The organism is Streptomyces sp. NPDC001348 (genome assembly GCF_053597535.1).
Genome location: NZ_JBSFIK010000016.1, coordinates 76,951 through 94,592, shown reverse-complemented (window position 1 = coordinate 94,592; position 17,642 = coordinate 76,951). Strand labels below are relative to the sequence as shown.

Genomic DNA, 17,642 nt, shown 5'->3' with positions numbered 1-17,642 from the left:
TACGGCGGCCAGAGGCGTGCCGGTGTCGGCCCGGTGTCCGCCGGACGCCCGCTGCCGGCGTGAGTCCCCAACCGCCGGTACAGCTCGACGGCCTGCGTACCCCGGCGGCGGCCTGCTCGGCGATGTGGCCCCCTTCTCGTCCGGTGAGGCGGCCTAGCGCCCGGCTTTGTACGGTGCCGGACGTGCGTCCGGTCCGAGCCTCGCCATGGCGCGCAGGATGTGTTTGGGCGGCAGTTGCCAGCGCAGACGTGCGGGAATGCCGCGCAGCAGGGCGCCCGTGGCCCGCAGCCGCCGGGTGACTGTGGCGGGGGCCGGGGCCGGTCTGCCGTACAGCTCGTGGGCGTACGTCGGCAGCGCGGCGTACGCCAGGTGCGTCACCCGCCGCCACAGCACCGCACGCACAGGCACCAGCAGGGGGTGCGTCGGCGGGCGGAGCAGGAAGTCGTCCACCTCGCGTGCCTCGGCCCCCGCGGCCAGGTGCGGCCGTACCTTCTCGAAGTAGGCGGCCAGCGCGGCTGTGTCGCCGGGCACGGTGGCGGGGTCGAGGCCTACGAGGCGGGCGCTGACCCGGTGCTCGGCTATGTAGCGGTCGGCCTGGGTGTCGGTGAGGGGGAAGCCGGATCGGCGCAGCACGTGCAGATAGGAGTCGATCTCCGCGCAGTGCACCCACAGCAGCAGTTCGGGTTCGTCGACGCCGTACCGCTCCCCCGTCTCCGGATCAGTCGCCTTCAGCATCGCGTGGATCTTCCGCACCCGGGCGCCGGCGCGTTCGGCGGCCTCGGTGGTCCCGTAAGTCGTCGTCCCGACGAAGTTCGCGGTGCGCATCAGCCGTCCCCAGGCGTCCTGCCGGAAGTCGGAGTTCTGCATGACTCCGCGCACCGCTCGCGGGTGCAGGGCCTGCAGGTAGAGCGCGCGGATCCCGGCGACCCACATCATGGGGTCGCCGTGCATCTGCCAGGTCACGGAGGAGGGCGTGAACAGCCCCGGATCGCCCGACCATGTGATCTCCACGCCGGCAGATGGGACCACAGCCATTGGTCGTCACCTCTTGTCGCCCGCTGACCTGCTTTTTACCTACCGGCGCACGCATGAGGCACCGCTGTGCGATCAGTAACTGCCCAGATTGTCTCTGGATCATTCACTCGAAAGGCTTGCGCAGGAACCGGCGCAGCCGCCGGAGCGGCCATGTGTTGATCACGTCGTCCCGGGGTGGGCCGGCCGCGCTGTGCCGTGCCGATGCCGTAGCGGAGGTACGCGAGCTGGGGGAAGTCTGGGAACCGACCCGTCCGGCATGCCAGTGAGGCGGCTGACCGGTGGCACCACGACAGGACGGAGCCGCGTCGCACCTCGGCGTTGTCACCGGGCCCCGCCGACGCGCGAGGCCCAGGGGCCCGAGGGTGTACTGGAAGCCATGACACCCGAGGATCTCGTACGGGCCGTTCGAGCTGCCGGCATCAGAGACGAGCGCCTGCTCCAGGCCGTAGGGGCGACGCCCCGAGCGGCATTCGTCCCCGCCGGCCACCGAGCGCGCGCCTACGACGACGTGCCCATTCCGATCGGGCACGGACAGGTGACCACCCAGCCCTCGCTCTCGGCCATGATGATCGAGGGCCTCGATCTGAGCGGGGACGAGCACGTTCTTGAGATCGGCACCGGGTTCGGCTTCCAGACCGCACTGCTCGCCCGGTTGGCCGCCGACGTGGTGACCATCGAGATGTCGCCGCAGATCGGCCGGGAGGCACGGCACAATCTCGCCCGACAGGGTGTTCGCAATCTCGAGCTGCGCATCGGGGACGGCAGCGGCGGCGTTGCGGACCGTGCTCCGTACGACGCGGTCATCGTGTCCGCCGCGTTCCCGGAGGTGCCGGCACCGCTGACCGAGCAGCTGCGCTTCGGCGGCCGCCTCGTACAGCCCGTCGGGCCGGGAGGCCGTGAGCAGGTGGTGTCCTTCCTGCGCACCGCGGCGGGGCTGGAACGCCGGGGGATCCTCACGCTCGCGCATTTCGTCCGCCTCCAAGGACGGTACGGCTTTCCCTCCTGAAAGCCTGCGGACCGCGCCGCACCGGCGGCATTCCTGCGGGGGTGCGGGGCGAGCAGGACGGACACCCGGAACGCGGTCGCGAAGATCTTGGCATCTTGCGATGATGGAACAGCAAGAAAAATCGTGGTATGAGGCGATTCTGGCGGCCTGGCGGGAGGGGTGGGTCTCTGCTGAGAGGAACGGCATGCTTGACAGAGTCCAGGACGTGCCCTCGGGGATCGACGCCGTCAGGGCGATCGGCACGGTGTCGAAGGACGACTACGAAGCGGTGATCGAGCCGCTCGTCGACGACGCGCGCAGTGAAGACCGCCGTATCCGGCTCCTGTACGAGTTCGGCCCGGAATTCCAGTCGCTCAGCCCAGCGGCCGGCTGGGAGGACCTCAAGGTCGGGATCGGCGCGATGCGCCTGTTCGAAGGGTGTGCCGTCGTCAGCGACATCGGCTGGATCCGGCAGTCGACCCGGCTCGCGGGCTTCCTGATGCCCTGTCCGGTGCGCGTCTTCGCCTGCCAGGACCGCGAAGAGGCCCTGCGCTGGCTCGTCTCCCTGCCCGAAGGGCCCGGGGTCTCCCACCAGCTCCTGGCCGAGTCCAAGGTTCTTGTGATCGAGGTCGAACAGCCCTTGCGCGTGCAGGACTTCGACGCGCTTGCAGAGACAGCCGACAGCTGGCTCGAAATCCACGACGAACTGGCCGGTGTCGTGGTGCACGTTCGCGCCTTCCCGGGATGGGAGAACATCGGAAGCCTGCTCAGGCACATACGTTTCGTCCGTGACCATCATCGCAAGGTCAGGAGGATCGCGCTGGCGGCCGACAGCAAGCTCGCCGGCCTCGTGCCCCACCTTGCGAAGCACTTCGTCCAAGCCGAAGTACGGCAGTTCGGATACGGAGAACGCGACGACGCCGTCGCCTGGGCCTCGACTCCGCCCGACCGCGCACCCGGCGGTGCGGGTTGACAGGCTCTTCAGCGCGCACAACGAGGCAGAGGACCATGACCATCGCCCGAGCGATCATGCAGACCGGTGCGACTCCCTGACCGGCCGGCGGCCGAGTCGCTCGCGCGGCAAGGCCGATGGCCACGGTCACCCAGCCACAGACCGAACGGCGGCGAACACCGACGTCCGTACACCCGGGAGGGTTCATGACTGGTGCGATCGTGGTCGGAGTCGACGGCTCGGGGCGGAGTCTGCGAGCTCTGGTGTGGGCCGCCCATGAGGCGACTGTGCGCCAGTACCCCTTGCGCATCATCCACGTCCTACCCCTGTTCCACTCCTACGCGACCACCGAAGAGGGGCGCGCCCAGGAGGCGCGCAACTGGGACCAGGGCGTCGTGGACGAGGCCACCGCCATCGTGCGGGAAGCCCATCCGGACCTGGAGGTCACATCCGCTCTCCCCTCGGGCACCCCGGCAGCGGTACTGCTGGCCGAAGCCGAGCACGCCCACACCGTGGTACTCGGGGCGAAGGGCATGGGCGGCTTCGGAAGTCTGTTGCTCGGTTCGGTCGCCTTGCAGGTGGTCGGTCACGCGGCCTGCCCGGTGGTCATCGTCAACCACGCCACCACCGGCCACGGCCGCATCGTGGTCGGCGCCGACGGGTCGATGCACTCCCGGGCCGCTCTGGCGTATGCCTTCGAGCAGGCGTCACTCCGCGGCAGCCGGCTGCAGGCCGTGCACGCCTGGAGCCATCCAGGGCAGCACGCCCATGTCAGCGCGGCCCAGGACGCCATGGCCGAGGAGCAGCGGCAGGCGCTGGAGAAGTGGCTGGCTCCGCTGCGCGAGGAGTATCCCGATGTCGAGGTGGTGGAAGAGCTGCCCGACGAGTCACCGGTCATCGCGCTGGCCCGCGCCTCGGACCGGGCCGACCTCCTGGTCGTCGGCTCTCGTGGCCTCGGCGGCTTCCGCGGTCTGGCCCTGGGATCCGTCAGCCACCATCTCCTGCAGTTCTCCCAGTGCCCCCTGGCAGTCATTCGCCCACGGGCCTGAACAGGGAGAGATCATGCCCATTGACGGAGAGTGGTACAACGAGTTCGGTTCGCACATGAACCTCGAGTCGCACCCGGAGGGTACCGTCACCGGACGGTACGTCACCGCCGTGGGACACACGCCGGGGACGTACCTCCTCACCGGACGCCACGACGGACCGACGAGCCCGGGAAACGGCATCGCTGTCGGCTGGACCATCGCCTGGCGCAACGAGCACGGCAACGTGGGATCCGTCACGAGCTGGAGCGGCCAGTTCTTCGCCGATCCTGACCGTATTCTCACCACCTGGCTGCTGACCCGCTCCGCCACGGCGGAGGCCTGGGAGTCCACTGTGGTCGGGCAGGACGTATTCACTCGGCGGAAGCCGACCGGCGAGGACGTCGATCGCGCTCTTCGCAGCGGCCGACCGGTCTCGCACCCGATGCCGTCCTGAAGGCCGATGCTCAGTCGCCTCACAGGGACAGGCCGGAGCCCGCGTACTGGCGTCCGGCGGCCCGATCGAACAAGTGGTCCGATTGCTCACCGCTCCGCTGCGCCGCCCACGATTCCACGTGCACGTCGGCGCACCTCTGCGCCTGGGCAGCGAACAGCCCCAGGGCCAGGCTCTCGCCATGACGCACAGCGCGCTGACCCGGGCCTGGCGCACCGCTGCCCGGCGGCTCGGTGCACCGGTGCTCCGCACCGGGCGCTGAACCCCGGACCCGGTGTACAGGGGCCGTTCGGCCCTTGCCGACGGGCCGGATGGCACGGGCCCCGCCGCACGCGCCCGGGCCACGATGTAGGCGAGAGCCCCAAGGAGGTGGGTGCCGTGCCGAACCTCGGAGTCGCGATCGTCCGGAGATATCAGCGCGGTGCCGTGTTCCGCTTAGGGAAACTGCGCAATGTCCGGAACCTGGGAATCCGTTTCCATCTTCGACGGACGCACTCAGCGATGGGGCGTCCACGTCCTGTTGGTGGAGCTGAAGGACATCGAGCTGCCGGTCGCCATACAGCCAGCCATGGCCCCCAGGCACCATCGCCTTCCCCGCACAGTTCCTCGAAAGGGTCCGCGCCCTGACCCGATTCGTGGCGAACGAAACCGGAGGGACCGCCGTGTCCCTGCCGGAACCCAGGGCGTACAGGCCGCATTCGCGAAGGAAGGCTGATCACCATGGTCCGGGCGTCATGGACGACTGCGGGGGTGTTCACGGGGCGGGAAGGTGTTCGCACCGACGAGGCGGGGAGCGTCACCGGGGACCTGACCGTGCACACCACCTGGAACGGCAAGCAGGCCGATGTCAAGGTCCAGTACAGCGGCACCTCCCAGTGGTTCACGTTGACCGGGAGCCCGGTGCCGTGCCCTTCTCGGCAGGACAGCCGGCGCCTGCACCAGGCGGTGGTGGAGGCAGTGCGGGCCGGCGGCGGGGCGATGGTTCCGCAGCCCGACCGGCTCGGGGGATATCCGTGAGGATCGGCGCGCATCCGTTCTCCGCCGAGTGAGGATGGAAGACGGGGCGCATGCGTACCACGTGGCCCGCCGCGTCGCCCCGGGGCAAGGAGGTCGGATCGTGTTCTTCCTGGATCGTCGAGACGCCGGCCGACGGCTGGCGGCCCTGTTGAAGCAGTTCCAAGGTGCCGACGTCGTGGTGCTGGGGCTTCCTCGCGGAGGCGTCCCGGTCGCCGCGGAGGTCGCCAAGGCTCTGGGCGCGCCGCTCGACGTCTGCCTGGTGCGCAAACTGGGTGTGCCGTTCCAGCCGGAGCTGGGCATGGGGGCCATCGGCGAAGGCGGCGTCCGCGTGATCAACGACGAGGTCGTCCGCACCACGCGTGTCACCCCGCAGGATCTGGCCGAGGCCGAGGCACGCGAGTTCGAGGTGCTCGAGAGCCGTGCGCGGCGATACCGGGGCAGACGCGAACCGGCGGCCCTGGCGGGCCGCACGGTCCTGGTCGTCGACGACGGGGTCGCCACCGGTTCGACGGCGCGTGCCGCCTGTCAGATCGCCCGTGCTCGCGGGGCCGCACGGGTCGTGCTCGCGGTTCCCGTGGCACCGCACGACTGGAGCGCGCGACTGGGTGCGGATGCCGACGAACTGGTGTGCTCGCACACGCCGTCGCACTTCTATGCGATCGGGCAGTTCTACGCCGACTTCTCACAGACCGACGACGACGAGGTCGTCGCCTGCCTGGAGGAGGCGTTCGCCCGCCCGGTGAGTGCCCGCCGTGCTCCGCCGGGGCAGGCCCTGCCCGGGGACAGGGAGGTGGATGTGCGCGCGGGTCCGCTGGAGCTGCGGGGACACCTGACGGTGCCCGAGGGCGCGCCCGGGATCGTGGTGTTCGCGCACGGCAGTGGCAGCAGTCGGCACAGCCCGCGCAACCAGTTCGTCGCCACCGGCCTGAACCGGGCCGGACTGGGCTCCCTGCTGTTCGACCTGCTCACCGAGGAAGAGGAGAGGGACCGGGCCAATGTCTTCGACACGGGTCTCCTCGCCCGGCGGCTCACGGACGCCACCGGCTGGCTGCGCGAGCAGCCCGAGGCACAGGGGCTGGCCGTCGGCTACTTCGGCGCCAGCACCGGCGCCGCCGCCGCGCTCTGGGCAGCCGCCGAGCCCGACGCGCGGATCGCCGCGGTCGTCTCCCGCGGCGGCAGGCCCGACCTGGCCGGACGGCGGCTGCCGGCCGTGACCGCCCCCACCCTCCTCATCGTCGGCGGCCACGACCGACTCGTCCTCGGTCTCAACCGCGACGCACAGGCCCGGCTGCGGTGCGAGAACGAGCTCGCGGTCGTCTCCGGCGCCACCCACCTCTTCGAGGAACCCGGCGCCCTGGAGCAGGTCGCCCGCCTCGCCCGTGACTGGTTCAGCGGCCACATGGCCCCGGCGCACCACGGGGCGGCCCGATTCTGAACGCCCGGGGCGCCACAGGACGGCGACGAGTCCGACCAGGAGCAGTACGACCGTCGTCCGTACGTTTTTCGTCGGCGTTGGCCACGTTCTTCACTACGTCGGCCACCGCCGCCTGACACAGTGCCGACCATCCCGCCTTTGTGTCGACTGAAAAGCCTCGTCACAGGCGGGCTAACGCCGTACCCGCGGCATCCCCAGCCCGATCCAGGAGATGATCTCGCGCTGGATCTCGTTGTTGCCGCCGCCGAAGGTGAAGATCACCGCGGACCGGTAGCCGCGTTCCAGTTCGCCGTGCAGGACCGCGCCCGCGGAGCCCTCCTTCAGCGGGCCGGCGGCGGCGAGGATCTCCATGAGGGCGGCGTAGGCGTCGCGGCGGGCCTCGGAGCCGTAGACCTTGACCGCGGAGGCGTCCTGGGGGGTGAGCGTGCCGTCCTGGACGGCGGTGACCATCTGCCAGTTCATGAGCTTCATGGCGTCGAGGCGGGTGTGCGTCCTGGCCAGCAGGCGGCGCACCCAGGGCAGGTCGACGACGCGGCGGCCGTCGGCGAGCTTGGTCTCCATGGCCCAGCGCTGGACGTCGTGCAGGGCGCGGATCGCCATGGTGCCGTGGGCGGCGAGGGTGACGCGTTCGTGGTTGAGCTGGTTGGTGATCAGCCGCCAGCCCTGGTTCTCGGCGCCGACCCGGCGGGAGACGGGGACACGGACGTTCTCGTAGTAGCTGGCGGTGGTGTCGTGCGAGGCGAGGGTGTTGATGACGGTGCAGGAATAGCCGGGGTCGGTGGTCGGCACCAGCAGCATGGTGATGCCCTTGTGCGGCGGGGCGTCGGGGTCGGTGCGGGTGGCCAGCCACACCCAGTCGGCCGTGTCGCCGTTGGTCGTCCAGATCTTCTGCCCGTTCACCACGTACTCGTCGCCGTCTCGCACGGCCCGCGTCCTCAGCGACGCCAGGTCCGTGCCCGCCCCCGGTTCGCTGTAGCCGATGGCGAAGTCGATCTCTCCGGAGAGGACGCGCGGCAGGAAGTAGGCCTTCTGTTCGTCGCTGCCGAACTGCATGATCGTCGGGCCGACCGTGTTCAGCGCCATCAGGGGCAGCGGGACGCCGGCCTGCGCGGCCTCGTCGAAGAAGATGAACTGCTCCATGGGCGTCAGACCGCGCCCGCCGTACTCCTTCGGCCAGCCCACGCCGAGCCAGCCGTCGGTGCCGAGCCGGCGGATGGTCGCACGGTAGAACCGCTTCCGGGCGGCCGGGTCGGTGTACCGGGCGTAGGCGTTGTCCGGTACCAGGCCGGCGAAGTAGGTGCGCAGTTCGGTGCGCAGCCGCTGCTGATCGGGCGTGTGGTCGAGGTGCACGGCGCCTCCAGGCTCCCGGGGCGGGTCGGTCCTGTCGGCGCACACGGTAGAACGTGTTTCAGTAATTGGGAAGCGACATCGGGCCCCGTCCGGCGTCGACGCGACCGCCGGCGCGGCGACACGATGGACCGCGACCCTCAGCGCAGCGCCGCGATGACCGTCGGCGCGGCGCGCGGTGACCGTCGGCGCGGCGCGCGGTGACCGTCAGCGCAGCGTCGCGATGAACTCGGTGCAGGCCCGCGCACAGGCCCGGCAGGCGGCCGCGCTCTCCTCGGCGCCGGGCTGCGCGTCGAAGGCGTGCGCGCACTCGAGACAGATCGTCCGGCACAGCTCCAGCTGGGCGCGGATGCCCTCCTCGTCCAGGCAGTTCTGCTCGGACAGCACACGGCAGGTGGCGTCGCACACCTCGGCGCACATGATGCCCCGCCGCCGCGCCCGCTCCTGCTGCTCGCTTCCACCGGGATCCAGGAGGCTCGCGCGCAGCGCGCACGCCCGGGCGCACTCCGTACACGCCTGCGCACACGCGAAGCGGTCCTCCAGGAACCGGTACAGCTCCTGTTGGGAAATCGTCGTCGGTGTCACACCGGGCGGGTTGCCGCGACACGAACGGTCAAACCATCCCCATGAATGTCCGGTTCGCTCTGTTCTGTGTGGGTATGCAGCCCGTATGAGTACCGCATCGATGGAGCTGGCCGCCGCGAGTGGCCTGATGAGCCTGTTCCTCTTCCTTGTGGCCGTCGCCGTGCTCGCGATTCTGGCCGGGGGTTTCTGGCTGACCTCCCGCGTCCGGTACAACGAGTCGCCGCGCCCCCGCCCGGAGGAGCAACCGCACCTGCCACCGGGCGGCGCGGTGCGCGAGGTCCGGGAGAACCGGCAGTCGGAGGAGGTGCCCGTGGTGACCAAGGGCGAACGCCCCATCACCCCTTACGAGCTCAGAAACCAGGACACCAAGCCCAGCGAGTCGAAGGACCGGCCCCGCTGGAGCAAGGGGTCGAGCGGTTCGTTCGGCGGTGGCGGTCTCGGCGCCCACTGACGGCGCGGAACGCCCGAGGGCCGGTTTCCGCCGCTGGGCGGCGGGCACTCGGGCGCAGCGCTGCTGAGGAGATCGAGGCCGCGGGCCGGCGCGTCGCCGACGGTCTGGACGCCCGCCTCCCTCGGTACGAGGGGGGCAGCCTGCTGCACAAGGCCTTCCCCCACCACTGGTGGTTCTTCCTGGGCGAGCTCGCCCTCTACAGCTTCGTCGTCCTGCTGCTGACCGGCGTCTGGCTCACCCTGTTCTTCCCCCCGTCGATGACGGAGGTCGTCCACAACGGTACGTACCGTCCGCTGGACGGGGTACGGATGTCGGAGGCGTACCGGTCGACGCTGCACATCAGCTTCGACGTGCGGGGCGGACTGCTGATCCGGCAGCTGCACCACCGGGCGGCGCTGGTCTTCGTCGCCGCCATCGGCGCGCATCTGCTGCGGATCTTCTTCACCGGCGCGTTCCGCCGCCCCCGTGAGCTCAACTGGATGATCGGCGTGACGCTGTTCCTGCTGGCGCTCGCCGAAGGCTTCGCCGGCTACTCGCTGCCGGACGACCTGCTGTCCGGGACGGGGCTCAGGATCGCCCAGGGCGTCATGCTGTCGATCCCGGTGGTGGGCACGTACGTCAGCGTGTTCGCGTTCGGCGCCGAGTTCCCCGGGCACGACCTGATCCCCCGGCTGTACGCGCTGCACATCCTGCTGCTGCCCGGGGTGCTGCTCGCGCTGGTCAGTCTCCACCTGATCCTGGTCACGCAGTGGGCGGGCCGGGGCCGCACCGAGCGCAATGGCCCGCATCAGCAGGGCCAGGACGCCGGCGAAGAGGGAGAAGGAGAACGCGGTCGTCAGGTACAGGTTGCCGATGACCTTGTGATCGGTCGTGGTCGTCCAGCGGAGCAGCGCGCGGCCCAGCGGCGAACGCCGCGTCGGCCGCGGCGGCACGGGAAGCGTCCTGACCGATGTGCTGTGCACCACCATGCGCCGCCGGGTGTACCCGGGTGCGGCACACCCATGTGGTCCGGTCAGACGGTGGTGCGGGCCCCGTCCATCCGCGTCACGTGGGCGACGTTCTCCCGGTCCTCGGCTTCCTCGCTGGGCCGCGCCGCGAACCAGGCGTCGAGGATCTCCGTCAGCACCGCCCCGGAGGTCAGGCGCAGACCGAGGGCCAGCACGTTGGCGTCGTTCCAGCGGCGGGCGCCGTCCGCGGTGTACGCGTCCGTGCACAGGGCGGCGCGCACGCCGGGCACCTTGTTGGCGGCGATCGACGCGCCCGTCCCCGTCCAGCAGCACACCACCGCCTGCTCCGCCGCCCCGGCGGCCACGTCACGGGCCGCGGCCTGCGAGCAGACCGCCCACTGCGCGTCCGCGCCGGGGGCGAGGGCGCCGTACGCACGCACCTCGTGCCCGCGCCGGCGCAGCTCCTTCACGAGCAGGCGGGCGACGGGTTCGTCCATGTCCGAGGAGACGGAGATCCGCATGCTCCGAGGCTAACGCGCCGACGCCCGGGTGGGCCCACCTCCGGGGCGGTACGGCCGCCAGGGCGCGACGGCCGCCGGGCCGGGGTGGCCGGATACCGGCGCATCCCCTGGGCGTCCGGACGATCGCCCTCCTCGGCCCGTCCGACCGGCCGATACGGTTCGGGCCATGGAGGATTCCGAGATCAAGACCACCGCGCGCCGCCTGCTGGAGAAGCTGGGCGCCGGCGGACTGTCCCTGGACGCCGTGGCCCGTGAGGGCGGTCTGACCGCCGCCGACGTGGAAGCCGTCTTCCCGCGTCGGGACGACCTGCTCACCGCACTGGTCATCGACGCCTACAACGCGTCCGCCGCCGTGATGGAGCAGGCCGACCGGGCCGCGAGCGACTCGGGTGCGCCGGCGGGCGCGCGGCTGCTCGCGGTCACGCGCGCGCTGCGGCGGTGGTCCTTCGCCCATCCGGCCGAGTTCGCGCTGATCTACGGCTCGCCGGTGCCGGACTACCACGCCCCACAGGACACGGTGCCGCCCGCGTCGCGCACTCCCGCGGTGCTGGCGGCCATCGTGCGTTCGGCGCTGGAGGCCGGCGAACTCACGCCGCCCCGGCGGACGGTACCCGGCCCGCCGCTGCTGCTGCCGGCGGCCGTGGAGCTCTTCGGCGGTGTGCCCGAGGCTCCGTTCTCGGACATCGTCGAGCGCGGCATCGTGCTGTGGAGCAATCTGGTCGGGCTGCTGGTCTTCCAGGTCTTCAGCCGCACCCACGACAGTGTCCGGGACCAGTCCGCGTTCTTCGACTTCGCCGTCGCCGTGGCGGCCGAGGGCATCGGGCTCGTGGTTCCCGTCGGCGAGGACTCCGAGTGAACCCGGGCCACCCTGCTGCGTAATCTCCGCCAAGCCGTCCGAAATATACCCGTCACGCGCACTTTTACGTACACGACCGACAGGCTGCCATATGTGCGCCGCTATGGATCGGCGTGTAACACCGCGACGTTTCCCAGACGCTGACGTAGGCGGAAACAGGCCACTTTCCGAGGCGGAAACCCGCCGCCTCCGGCGATCCGGCCACCAGGACAACGCGCCAGACGGGATTTCTTGTGAACAGCACCGACCCGGCCTCCGGATACCCGGCATACGACCCTTACGACCAGCCTCCCGGTCCCGGCCGCGCCGCGGGCAACCAGGCCGCCACACGAAGGACAGCCGTCACGATCTGCACGGTCGCGGACATCGCCGCCGGCTTGCTGGGCCTGTGGATCGTGCTCTACCTGCTCGACGCGAACCGGGCCAATCCCTTCGTCGGTTTCGTTCACGAAACGGCGGGCTGGCTGTCCGGATGGGCACAGGACATTTTCACGATGGACACGGAAGGCCTGCGAGTCGTCCTGAATTACGGCCTCCCCGCCGTCATCTATTTGCTGATCGGTCATGGGATCGCCGCCCGGATCAACCGGGCCTGACCGAATTCCCGGACGCTCGTTCGCGTCCGGCGGAAACCGCGAGAGCAGGACGACGGAAGGAGAAACGCGGTGACACTCACTCCGGGCACGACAGAACAGGCACCGATCTACGAAGAGCTGGTGCGTGAACTGGGTGACGCCGTGGCGGAGGCCCAGACGGCCGCCGAGCACACGCAGCACCGGGCGGCGGAGCTGCTGACGGCCGGGGTGCCGGCCGGCACCCGGCCACGGAACAGCGGAAGCTGACTGCGACCGGGCCGTCCGGCACGCACGAGGAGCGACCAGGTTTCCGCCACTCCTCGTACACGAGCCGAGCCCTGTCGGGTGGACCGGCGAGGTCCGTGAAGCCCGGGTTCCGCTCTGCCGATGCAGCCGGACTCCCCGGAAGGTGCTGCCGCGTCCTGGTCCGCGGCGGGAGCACCACCACCGTGGTTGGTGTCGATCACTGTGCTTTCACGGAATCAAGCGACAGGCATTGACGACCGGGATGGGATGTCTATCATCCAGAGGGTCCGAAAAACCGAGCAACGTTCGATATTTCAGACAGTTGGGCGGGGAGTCGGGCGGCATCGGCTCTGACTCCCTTACGGCGACACCAGCGCGACGGCTCCTTACGGCACCAGCACCGTCCCTACCGGTATGGCCTTTTGCTTCCCGTCGGCGAGTACGACCAGCCTGTCCTGGCGTGGGGGCGAAGCCGTTCACCCCTTGGAGTTCGGTATGCCCCCAGCCCCACGACGTTCGGCGCGGCCCCCCTCCCCCGTTCGGCCACCGCGGCGCACAGGCGGCGCACGGCACCTCGTGGCGAAGGCAGCCGCGTACGTGGCGGCGCTCTCGGTCACCCTGCTCGCCGCGCTGATCTCGCCGGTTCCGGCGGCCGCCGCCGCCGGGGGCCCCTGTGACCTCTACGCTGCCGGTGGAACGCCCTGCGTCGCGGCACACAGCACCGTGCGCGCCCTGTACGCCTCGTACAACGGCGCTCTGTACCAGGTCAGGCGCTCCTCGGACAACGCGACCAGGAACATCGGGGTCGTGGCCGCCGGCGGGGTGGCGGACGCCGCGGCCCAGGACTCCTTCTGCGCGGGCACCACGTGTGTCGTCACCTGGGTGTACGACCAGTCCGGCCACGGCAACAGTGTCGGCTACCAGGGGCCGGGAGGTGTCGGCGGGTCCGACACCGCGGCGAAGGCCACCAGCGAGTCGCTGACGGTCGGGGGCAAGAAGGCGTACTCCCTCTACATCAACGCCAAGAACAGCTACTGGCGTGACGGCCATCTGACGGGCGTACCCACCGGCAGTGCGCCCGAAGGGATGTACATGGTGACGAGCGGCACCCACGTCAACAGTGGCTGCTGCTTCGACTACGGCAACAGCGAGACGACCCGCAAGGCCGACGGCCCGGGCGCGATGGACGCGATCAACTTCAGCAAATCGTGCTGGTTCGGCGGGTGCTCCGGATCCGGGCCCTGGGTGCAGGCAGACCTGGAATACGGTCTCTTCCCCGGCGGCAGCACCACCTGGAACCCCAATCAGCGTGCCTTCACCAGCAAGTTCGTCACCGCGACCCTGAAGAACAACGGCACGTCCCAGTTTGCGATCAAGGGCAGCAACGCCCAGTCCGGCGGCCTGACCACCCTGTACGCCGGTGCTCTCCCCCGTGGATACAGCCCCATGAAGAAGCAGGGCGCGATCATCCTCGGTAGCGGCGGGGACTGCTGCAACGGCAACACCAACCTCAGCATCGGCACGTTCTATGAGGGCGCCGTCGTCTCCGGCTACCCCTCCGACGCAACGGAGAACGCCGTACAGGCCAACATCACAGCGGCCGGCTACCGCTGATCGTGAAGCGGTGAACTCCCCTTCGGGAGTCCGGTCGGACAGACGAAGGAGTGAATGATGCCCAAAGTCAGATTATGGCCCGCCCTGGTCGCGACTCTGCTCGCCCTGGCCATGGTCACCGGCGGGACGGCGCTGCGCGGCGGCGCCGGCGGCCGGCACGCGGCCCTCGCGGCCGCCCAGACCGCCACGGCGACCGCCGGGTGCGGCAAGGCCCCGGGGCTCGCGAGCGGCACGCATACTCTGCAGGTCAACGGCAAGAGCCGCAGCTACATCCTGAAGGTGCCGGACAACTACGACCGCAACCACGCCTATCGGCTGGTCTTCGGCTTCCACTGGCTGGGCGGCACCGCCACGGACGTCGCCACGGGCCGCACCGTGGAGAACGGCACCTGGGCGTACTACGGACTCCAGCGGCTGGCGAACAACAGCGCCATCTTCGTCGCTCCGCAGGGTCTGAACAACGGCTGGGCCAACTCCGGTGACGAGGACCTGAAACTGACCGACGCCGTGGTCAGCCAGATCGAGGGTGCGCTCTGCGTCGACACCACCCGGCTGTTCTCCGTGGGCTTCAGTTACGGCGCGGCCATGACCTACGCCATCGCTTGTGCCCGGGCGACGGTGTTCCGCGCGGTCGCGGTCCAGTCCGGTGGACAGCTCAGCGGATGCAACGGCGGCGCCCAGCCGATCGCCTACCTCGGTGTGCACGGCATCCGGGACAACGTTCTGGGCATCTCCGGCGGACGAGCCCTGCGCGACAGGTTCGTCAGGAACAACGGCTGCACCGCCCAGAACCCGCCCGAGCCCGCGCAGGGCAGCCGTAGCCACCGCATCACCACCTACTCCGGGTGCTCGGCCGGACATCCCGTGGAATGGGCCGCCTTCGACGAGGGGCACATCGCCGCACCACAGGATGGCGCCGGCGGTGACAGCGGATCCAGGACCTGGGTGCCGGCCGAGGTCTGGAAGTTCTTCACGCAGTTCTGAGACTCCCCTCCGGCACCGGGCCCGACAGCCACCCCCCACCATCGAAGGAGCCCGTTCATGCCCATCCGACCGGGGCTACGGCCCCTGCAGCGTGCCCTGCTGGCCACCGGAGCGGCCGCCGCGCTCAGCGCCGGCGTGCTCGCCGGCACCGCACCGGCCGCCCCCGCCGCCGCGGCCGCCGCCTCGCTGCCGTGCGACCTCTACGCCGCGGGCGGCACCCCTTGCGTGGCGGCGCACAGCACGACCCGCGCACTGTACGCCTCCTACAACGGCCCGCTGTACCAGGTGCGCCGCGCCTCGGACAACGCCACCCGGGACATCGGCGTCCTCAGCCCGGGCGGGGTCGCCAACGCCGCGGCGCAGGATTCCTTCTGCGCCCGCACGAGCTGCCTGATCACCGTCGTCTACGACCAGTCCGGCCGGGGCAACCGCCTCACCCAGGCACCGCCCGGCGGATTCTCGGGGCCGGCCGCGGGCGGTTACGACAACCTCGTTAACGCGACCGCGGCGCCGATCACGGTCGGCGGTCACAAGGCGTACGGCGTCTACGTGGCCCCCGGCACCGGTTACCGCAACAACAACACCAACGGCGTCGCCCGGGGCGACCAGCCGGAGGGCATGTACGCCGTCCTCGACGGCACGCACTACAACGGCGGCTGCTGCTTCGACTACGGCAACGCCGAGACCAACAGCCGGGACAACGGCAACGGCACCATGGAAGCCATCTACTTCGGCAACATCAAGGTGTGGGGCTACGGCAGCGGCAACGGTCCCTGGATCATGGCAGACCTGGAGAACGGCCTGTTCTCCGGCGTCAACCAGCACTACAACGCGGGCGACCCCTCGATCAGCCACCGCTATCTGACCGCCGTCGTCAAGGGCGGGCCCAACCGCTGGGCCATCCGCGGCGGCAACGCCCAGTCCGGCGGCCTGTCCACCTTCTACAACGGGGTCCGTCCCAATGTGGCGGGCTACAACCCGATGAGGAAGGAGGGAGCCATCATCCTCGGCATCGGCGGTGACAACAGCCACGGCGCCGCCGGCACCTTCTACGAAGGCGTGATGACGTCCGGCTACCCGTCGGACACCACCGAGAACGCGGTACAGGCCAACGTCACCGCGGCCGGCTACGGAAGGTAGGAGCCTTGCGACAGTTGACCACCACGGCGAGCGTGCTGGCCTGCGTCGGCGCACTGCTGGCCGTTGGCCAGGTGCCGGCCGATGCCGCGTCGGCGGTGGCCGTGAACGGCGCGAGCACGTACCAGACGATCGACGGGTTCGGTGTCTCCGAGGCCTTCGGCCAGGCCGACTCGATCCGGAACCTGGGTGGCGCGGCGCAACGGAAGGCGTTGGACCTTCTGTTCAGCACGTCCGATGGTGCCGGGTTCAGCATCCTGCGCAGCATCATCCCGTCCGACCCGGGCAACACGATGGAGCCGCACGCGCCGGCCGGCCCGTCGTCGCCGCCGACCTACGTGTGGAACGGCAACAGCGACGCCACCGACGAAGGGCAGCTGTGGCTGGCCAAGCAGGCCCGGACCTACGGCGTGGCGAACTTCTACAACGACGCGTGGAGCGCTCCGGGCTTCATGAAGACCAACAACAGCGACTCCAACGGCGGCTCGCTGTGCGGCACCACGGGGGCGTCGTGCGGTTCGGGAGACTGGCGGCAGGCCTACGCCAACTACCTCGTACAGCACGCCAAGAACTGGGCTTCGGTGGGACTCACCCCGTCCTACGTCGGCTTCGTGAACGAGCCGTCGCTCACCACCAGTTACTCGAGCATGCTGGTGAACGCGTCGCAGGCGGTCAGTTTCCTGTCGGTCTTCAGCCCCGCCATGAAGGCCTCCGGTCTGGCCACGAAGGTCGCCTGCTGTGACACGCTCGGCTTCACCCAACTCCCCGGCTACGTCAGCGCGGTCTCGGCCAACTCCTCGGCGAACTCCGACGTCGGCCTGTTCTCCAGCCACGGATACTCAGGTGCGCCCACCGCACCGGTCAACAGCGCCGGCCGGTCGGTGTGGGAGTCCGAATGGTCGGTGAACGGGAACAACTGGGACACGGCCTGGGACGACGGCACCGAGGCTTCCGGGTTCACGTGGGCCCAGCGCATCCAGACGGGCATGAGTGCCGCCAACCTCAACGCGTTCCTGTACTGGTGGGGAATCAGCAGCACCAGCCACAACAGCTCGCTGATCGGGCTGAACGGCACCACTCTGACCCCGTCCAAGCGTTACTACGCACTCGCCAACTACAGCCGGTTCATCCGCCCGCGCGCCGTGCGGATCGCCGCCACCAGCGGTGACGGCAACCTCAAGGTCAGTGCGTACCGCAACACCGACGGCTCGGTGGTGCTCGTGGTCCTCAACACCGCCACCACTGCCACGTCGACGAGCTGCACGGTGAGCAATGCCGGACTGTCCAGGGGTACGGTCACGCCGTATCTGACCGACTCCGGCCACAGCACCGCCGCTCAGTCCTCCCTCACGCTGTCCGATGGGACCTTCAGCGCCACCGTGCCCCCACGATCGCTGACCACCTACCGGATCACCGGCACCTCCTGACCGCCCGCGCCGTGTCGCGCCGACGGCTCCCAAGAGACCCAAAGGAGGC

At 70.0% G+C, this 17,642-nt stretch carries 17 protein-coding genes and 3 pseudogenes; 16 read left to right on the top strand and 4 right to left on the bottom strand.

What is annotated here, in order from left to right:
- Positions 1-153: 153 nt before the first annotated feature.
- Positions 154-1,035, bottom strand: a complete 882-nt coding sequence (locus ACWC21_RS18900) for an oxygenase MpaB family protein (RefSeq protein WP_450883152.1) — start codon at positions 1,033-1,035, stop codon at positions 154-156.
- A 376-nt stretch (positions 1,036-1,411) separates the two neighbouring features.
- On the opposite strand from ACWC21_RS18900, the gene ACWC21_RS18895 reads away from it, so the two are divergent.
- The 7 genes from ACWC21_RS18895 (at position 1,412) to ACWC21_RS18865 (ending at position 6,903) form a co-directional block, all read left to right on the top strand.
- A complete protein-coding gene (locus tag ACWC21_RS18895; RefSeq protein WP_450883150.1) occupies positions 1,412-2,041 on the top strand; it encodes a protein-L-isoaspartate(D-aspartate) O-methyltransferase in 630 nt (209 codons plus the stop codon).
- Positions 2,042-2,144: 103 nt separating this feature from the next.
- Positions 2,145-2,993, top strand: a complete 849-nt coding sequence (locus ACWC21_RS18890) for an STAS/SEC14 domain-containing protein (RefSeq protein ID WP_450883148.1) — start codon at positions 2,145-2,147, stop codon at positions 2,991-2,993.
- Positions 2,994-3,178: 185 nt separating this feature from the next.
- On the top strand, positions 3,179-4,021 hold the full coding sequence (locus ACWC21_RS18885) for a universal stress protein (protein ID WP_450883146.1): 843 nt from the start codon (positions 3,179-3,181) through the stop codon (positions 4,019-4,021).
- A 13-nt stretch (positions 4,022-4,034) separates the two neighbouring features.
- Positions 4,035-4,454: an avidin/streptavidin family protein gene (locus ACWC21_RS18880; RefSeq protein ID WP_450883144.1), complete on the top strand. Its 420-nt coding sequence runs from the start codon at positions 4,035-4,037 to the stop codon at positions 4,452-4,454.
- 73 nt (positions 4,455-4,527) lie between these two features.
- Entirely contained in the window at positions 4,528-4,713 is a 186-nt protein-coding gene (locus ACWC21_RS18875; protein WP_450883142.1) for a hypothetical protein, read from the top strand.
- Between the two features lie 458 nt (positions 4,714-5,171).
- Entirely contained in the window at positions 5,172-5,468 is a 297-nt protein-coding gene (locus tag ACWC21_RS18870) for a hypothetical protein (protein WP_450883140.1), read from the top strand.
- 100 nt (positions 5,469-5,568) lie between these two features.
- Entirely contained in the window at positions 5,569-6,903 is a 1,335-nt protein-coding gene (locus ACWC21_RS18865) for a phosphoribosyltransferase family protein (RefSeq protein WP_450883138.1), read from the top strand.
- A 171-nt stretch (positions 6,904-7,074) separates the two neighbouring features.
- Here the strand turns inward: ACWC21_RS18865 and ACWC21_RS18860 are convergent, their stop codons facing one another.
- Positions 7,075-8,253, bottom strand: a complete 1,179-nt coding sequence (locus tag ACWC21_RS18860; protein WP_450883136.1) for an acyl-CoA dehydrogenase family protein — start codon at positions 8,251-8,253, stop codon at positions 7,075-7,077.
- Positions 8,254-8,457: 204 nt separating this feature from the next.
- Complete coding sequence (locus tag ACWC21_RS18855) at positions 8,458-8,835, bottom strand: four-helix bundle copper-binding protein (protein ID WP_450883134.1); 378 nt, start codon at positions 8,833-8,835, stop codon at positions 8,458-8,460.
- An 85-nt stretch (positions 8,836-8,920) separates the two neighbouring features.
- On the opposite strand from ACWC21_RS18855, the gene ACWC21_RS18850 reads away from it, so the two are divergent.
- Both ACWC21_RS18850 and ACWC21_RS18845 read left to right on the top strand, forming a co-directional pair.
- On the top strand, positions 8,921-9,286 hold the full coding sequence (locus ACWC21_RS18850; RefSeq protein WP_450883132.1) for a DUF6479 family protein: 366 nt from the start codon (positions 8,921-8,923) through the stop codon (positions 9,284-9,286).
- 71 nt (positions 9,287-9,357) lie between these two features.
- Positions 9,358-10,065, top strand: a pseudogene (locus tag ACWC21_RS18845) (cytochrome b); the annotation flags it as partial.
- Positions 10,066-10,298: 233 nt separating this feature from the next.
- On the opposite strand, the gene ACWC21_RS18840 reads toward ACWC21_RS18845, so the two are convergent.
- Entirely contained in the window at positions 10,299-10,754 is a 456-nt protein-coding gene (locus ACWC21_RS18840) for an RpiB/LacA/LacB family sugar-phosphate isomerase (RefSeq protein WP_450883130.1), read from the bottom strand.
- A gap of 166 nt (positions 10,755-10,920) precedes the next feature.
- On the opposite strand from ACWC21_RS18840, the gene ACWC21_RS18835 reads away from it, so the two are divergent.
- The 7 genes and pseudogenes from ACWC21_RS18835 to ACWC21_RS18805 all read left to right on the top strand — a co-directional run bounded on the left by ACWC21_RS18835 (position 10,921) and on the right by ACWC21_RS18805 (position 17,593).
- Positions 10,921-11,610: a WHG domain-containing protein gene (locus ACWC21_RS18835; protein WP_450883128.1), complete on the top strand. Its 690-nt coding sequence runs from the start codon at positions 10,921-10,923 to the stop codon at positions 11,608-11,610.
- A gap of 233 nt (positions 11,611-11,843) precedes the next feature.
- Positions 11,844-12,206, top strand: a complete 363-nt coding sequence (locus tag ACWC21_RS18830) for a hypothetical protein (protein ID WP_450883126.1) — start codon at positions 11,844-11,846, stop codon at positions 12,204-12,206.
- A 69-nt stretch (positions 12,207-12,275) separates the two neighbouring features.
- Positions 12,276-12,452: a hypothetical protein gene (locus tag ACWC21_RS18825; RefSeq protein WP_450883124.1), complete on the top strand. Its 177-nt coding sequence runs from the start codon at positions 12,276-12,278 to the stop codon at positions 12,450-12,452.
- A gap of 639 nt (positions 12,453-13,091) precedes the next feature.
- Positions 13,092-14,045: pseudogene (locus tag ACWC21_RS18820) on the top strand (arabinofuranosidase catalytic domain-containing protein); the annotation flags it as partial.
- A gap of 54 nt (positions 14,046-14,099) precedes the next feature.
- Positions 14,100-15,029 carry an alpha/beta hydrolase family esterase gene (locus tag ACWC21_RS18815; RefSeq protein ID WP_450883122.1) on the top strand — a complete coding sequence of 310 codons (930 nt, stop codon included), beginning with the start codon at positions 14,100-14,102 and terminating at the stop codon, positions 15,027-15,029.
- Between the two features lie 57 nt (positions 15,030-15,086).
- A pseudogene (locus tag ACWC21_RS18810) lies at positions 15,087-16,160 on the top strand (arabinofuranosidase catalytic domain-containing protein); the annotation flags it as partial.
- Between the two features lie 14 nt (positions 16,161-16,174).
- Positions 16,175-17,593: a glycoside hydrolase family 30 beta sandwich domain-containing protein gene (locus ACWC21_RS18805; protein WP_450883120.1), complete on the top strand. Its 1,419-nt coding sequence runs from the start codon at positions 16,175-16,177 to the stop codon at positions 17,591-17,593.
- Positions 17,594-17,642: the final 49 nt, after the last annotated feature.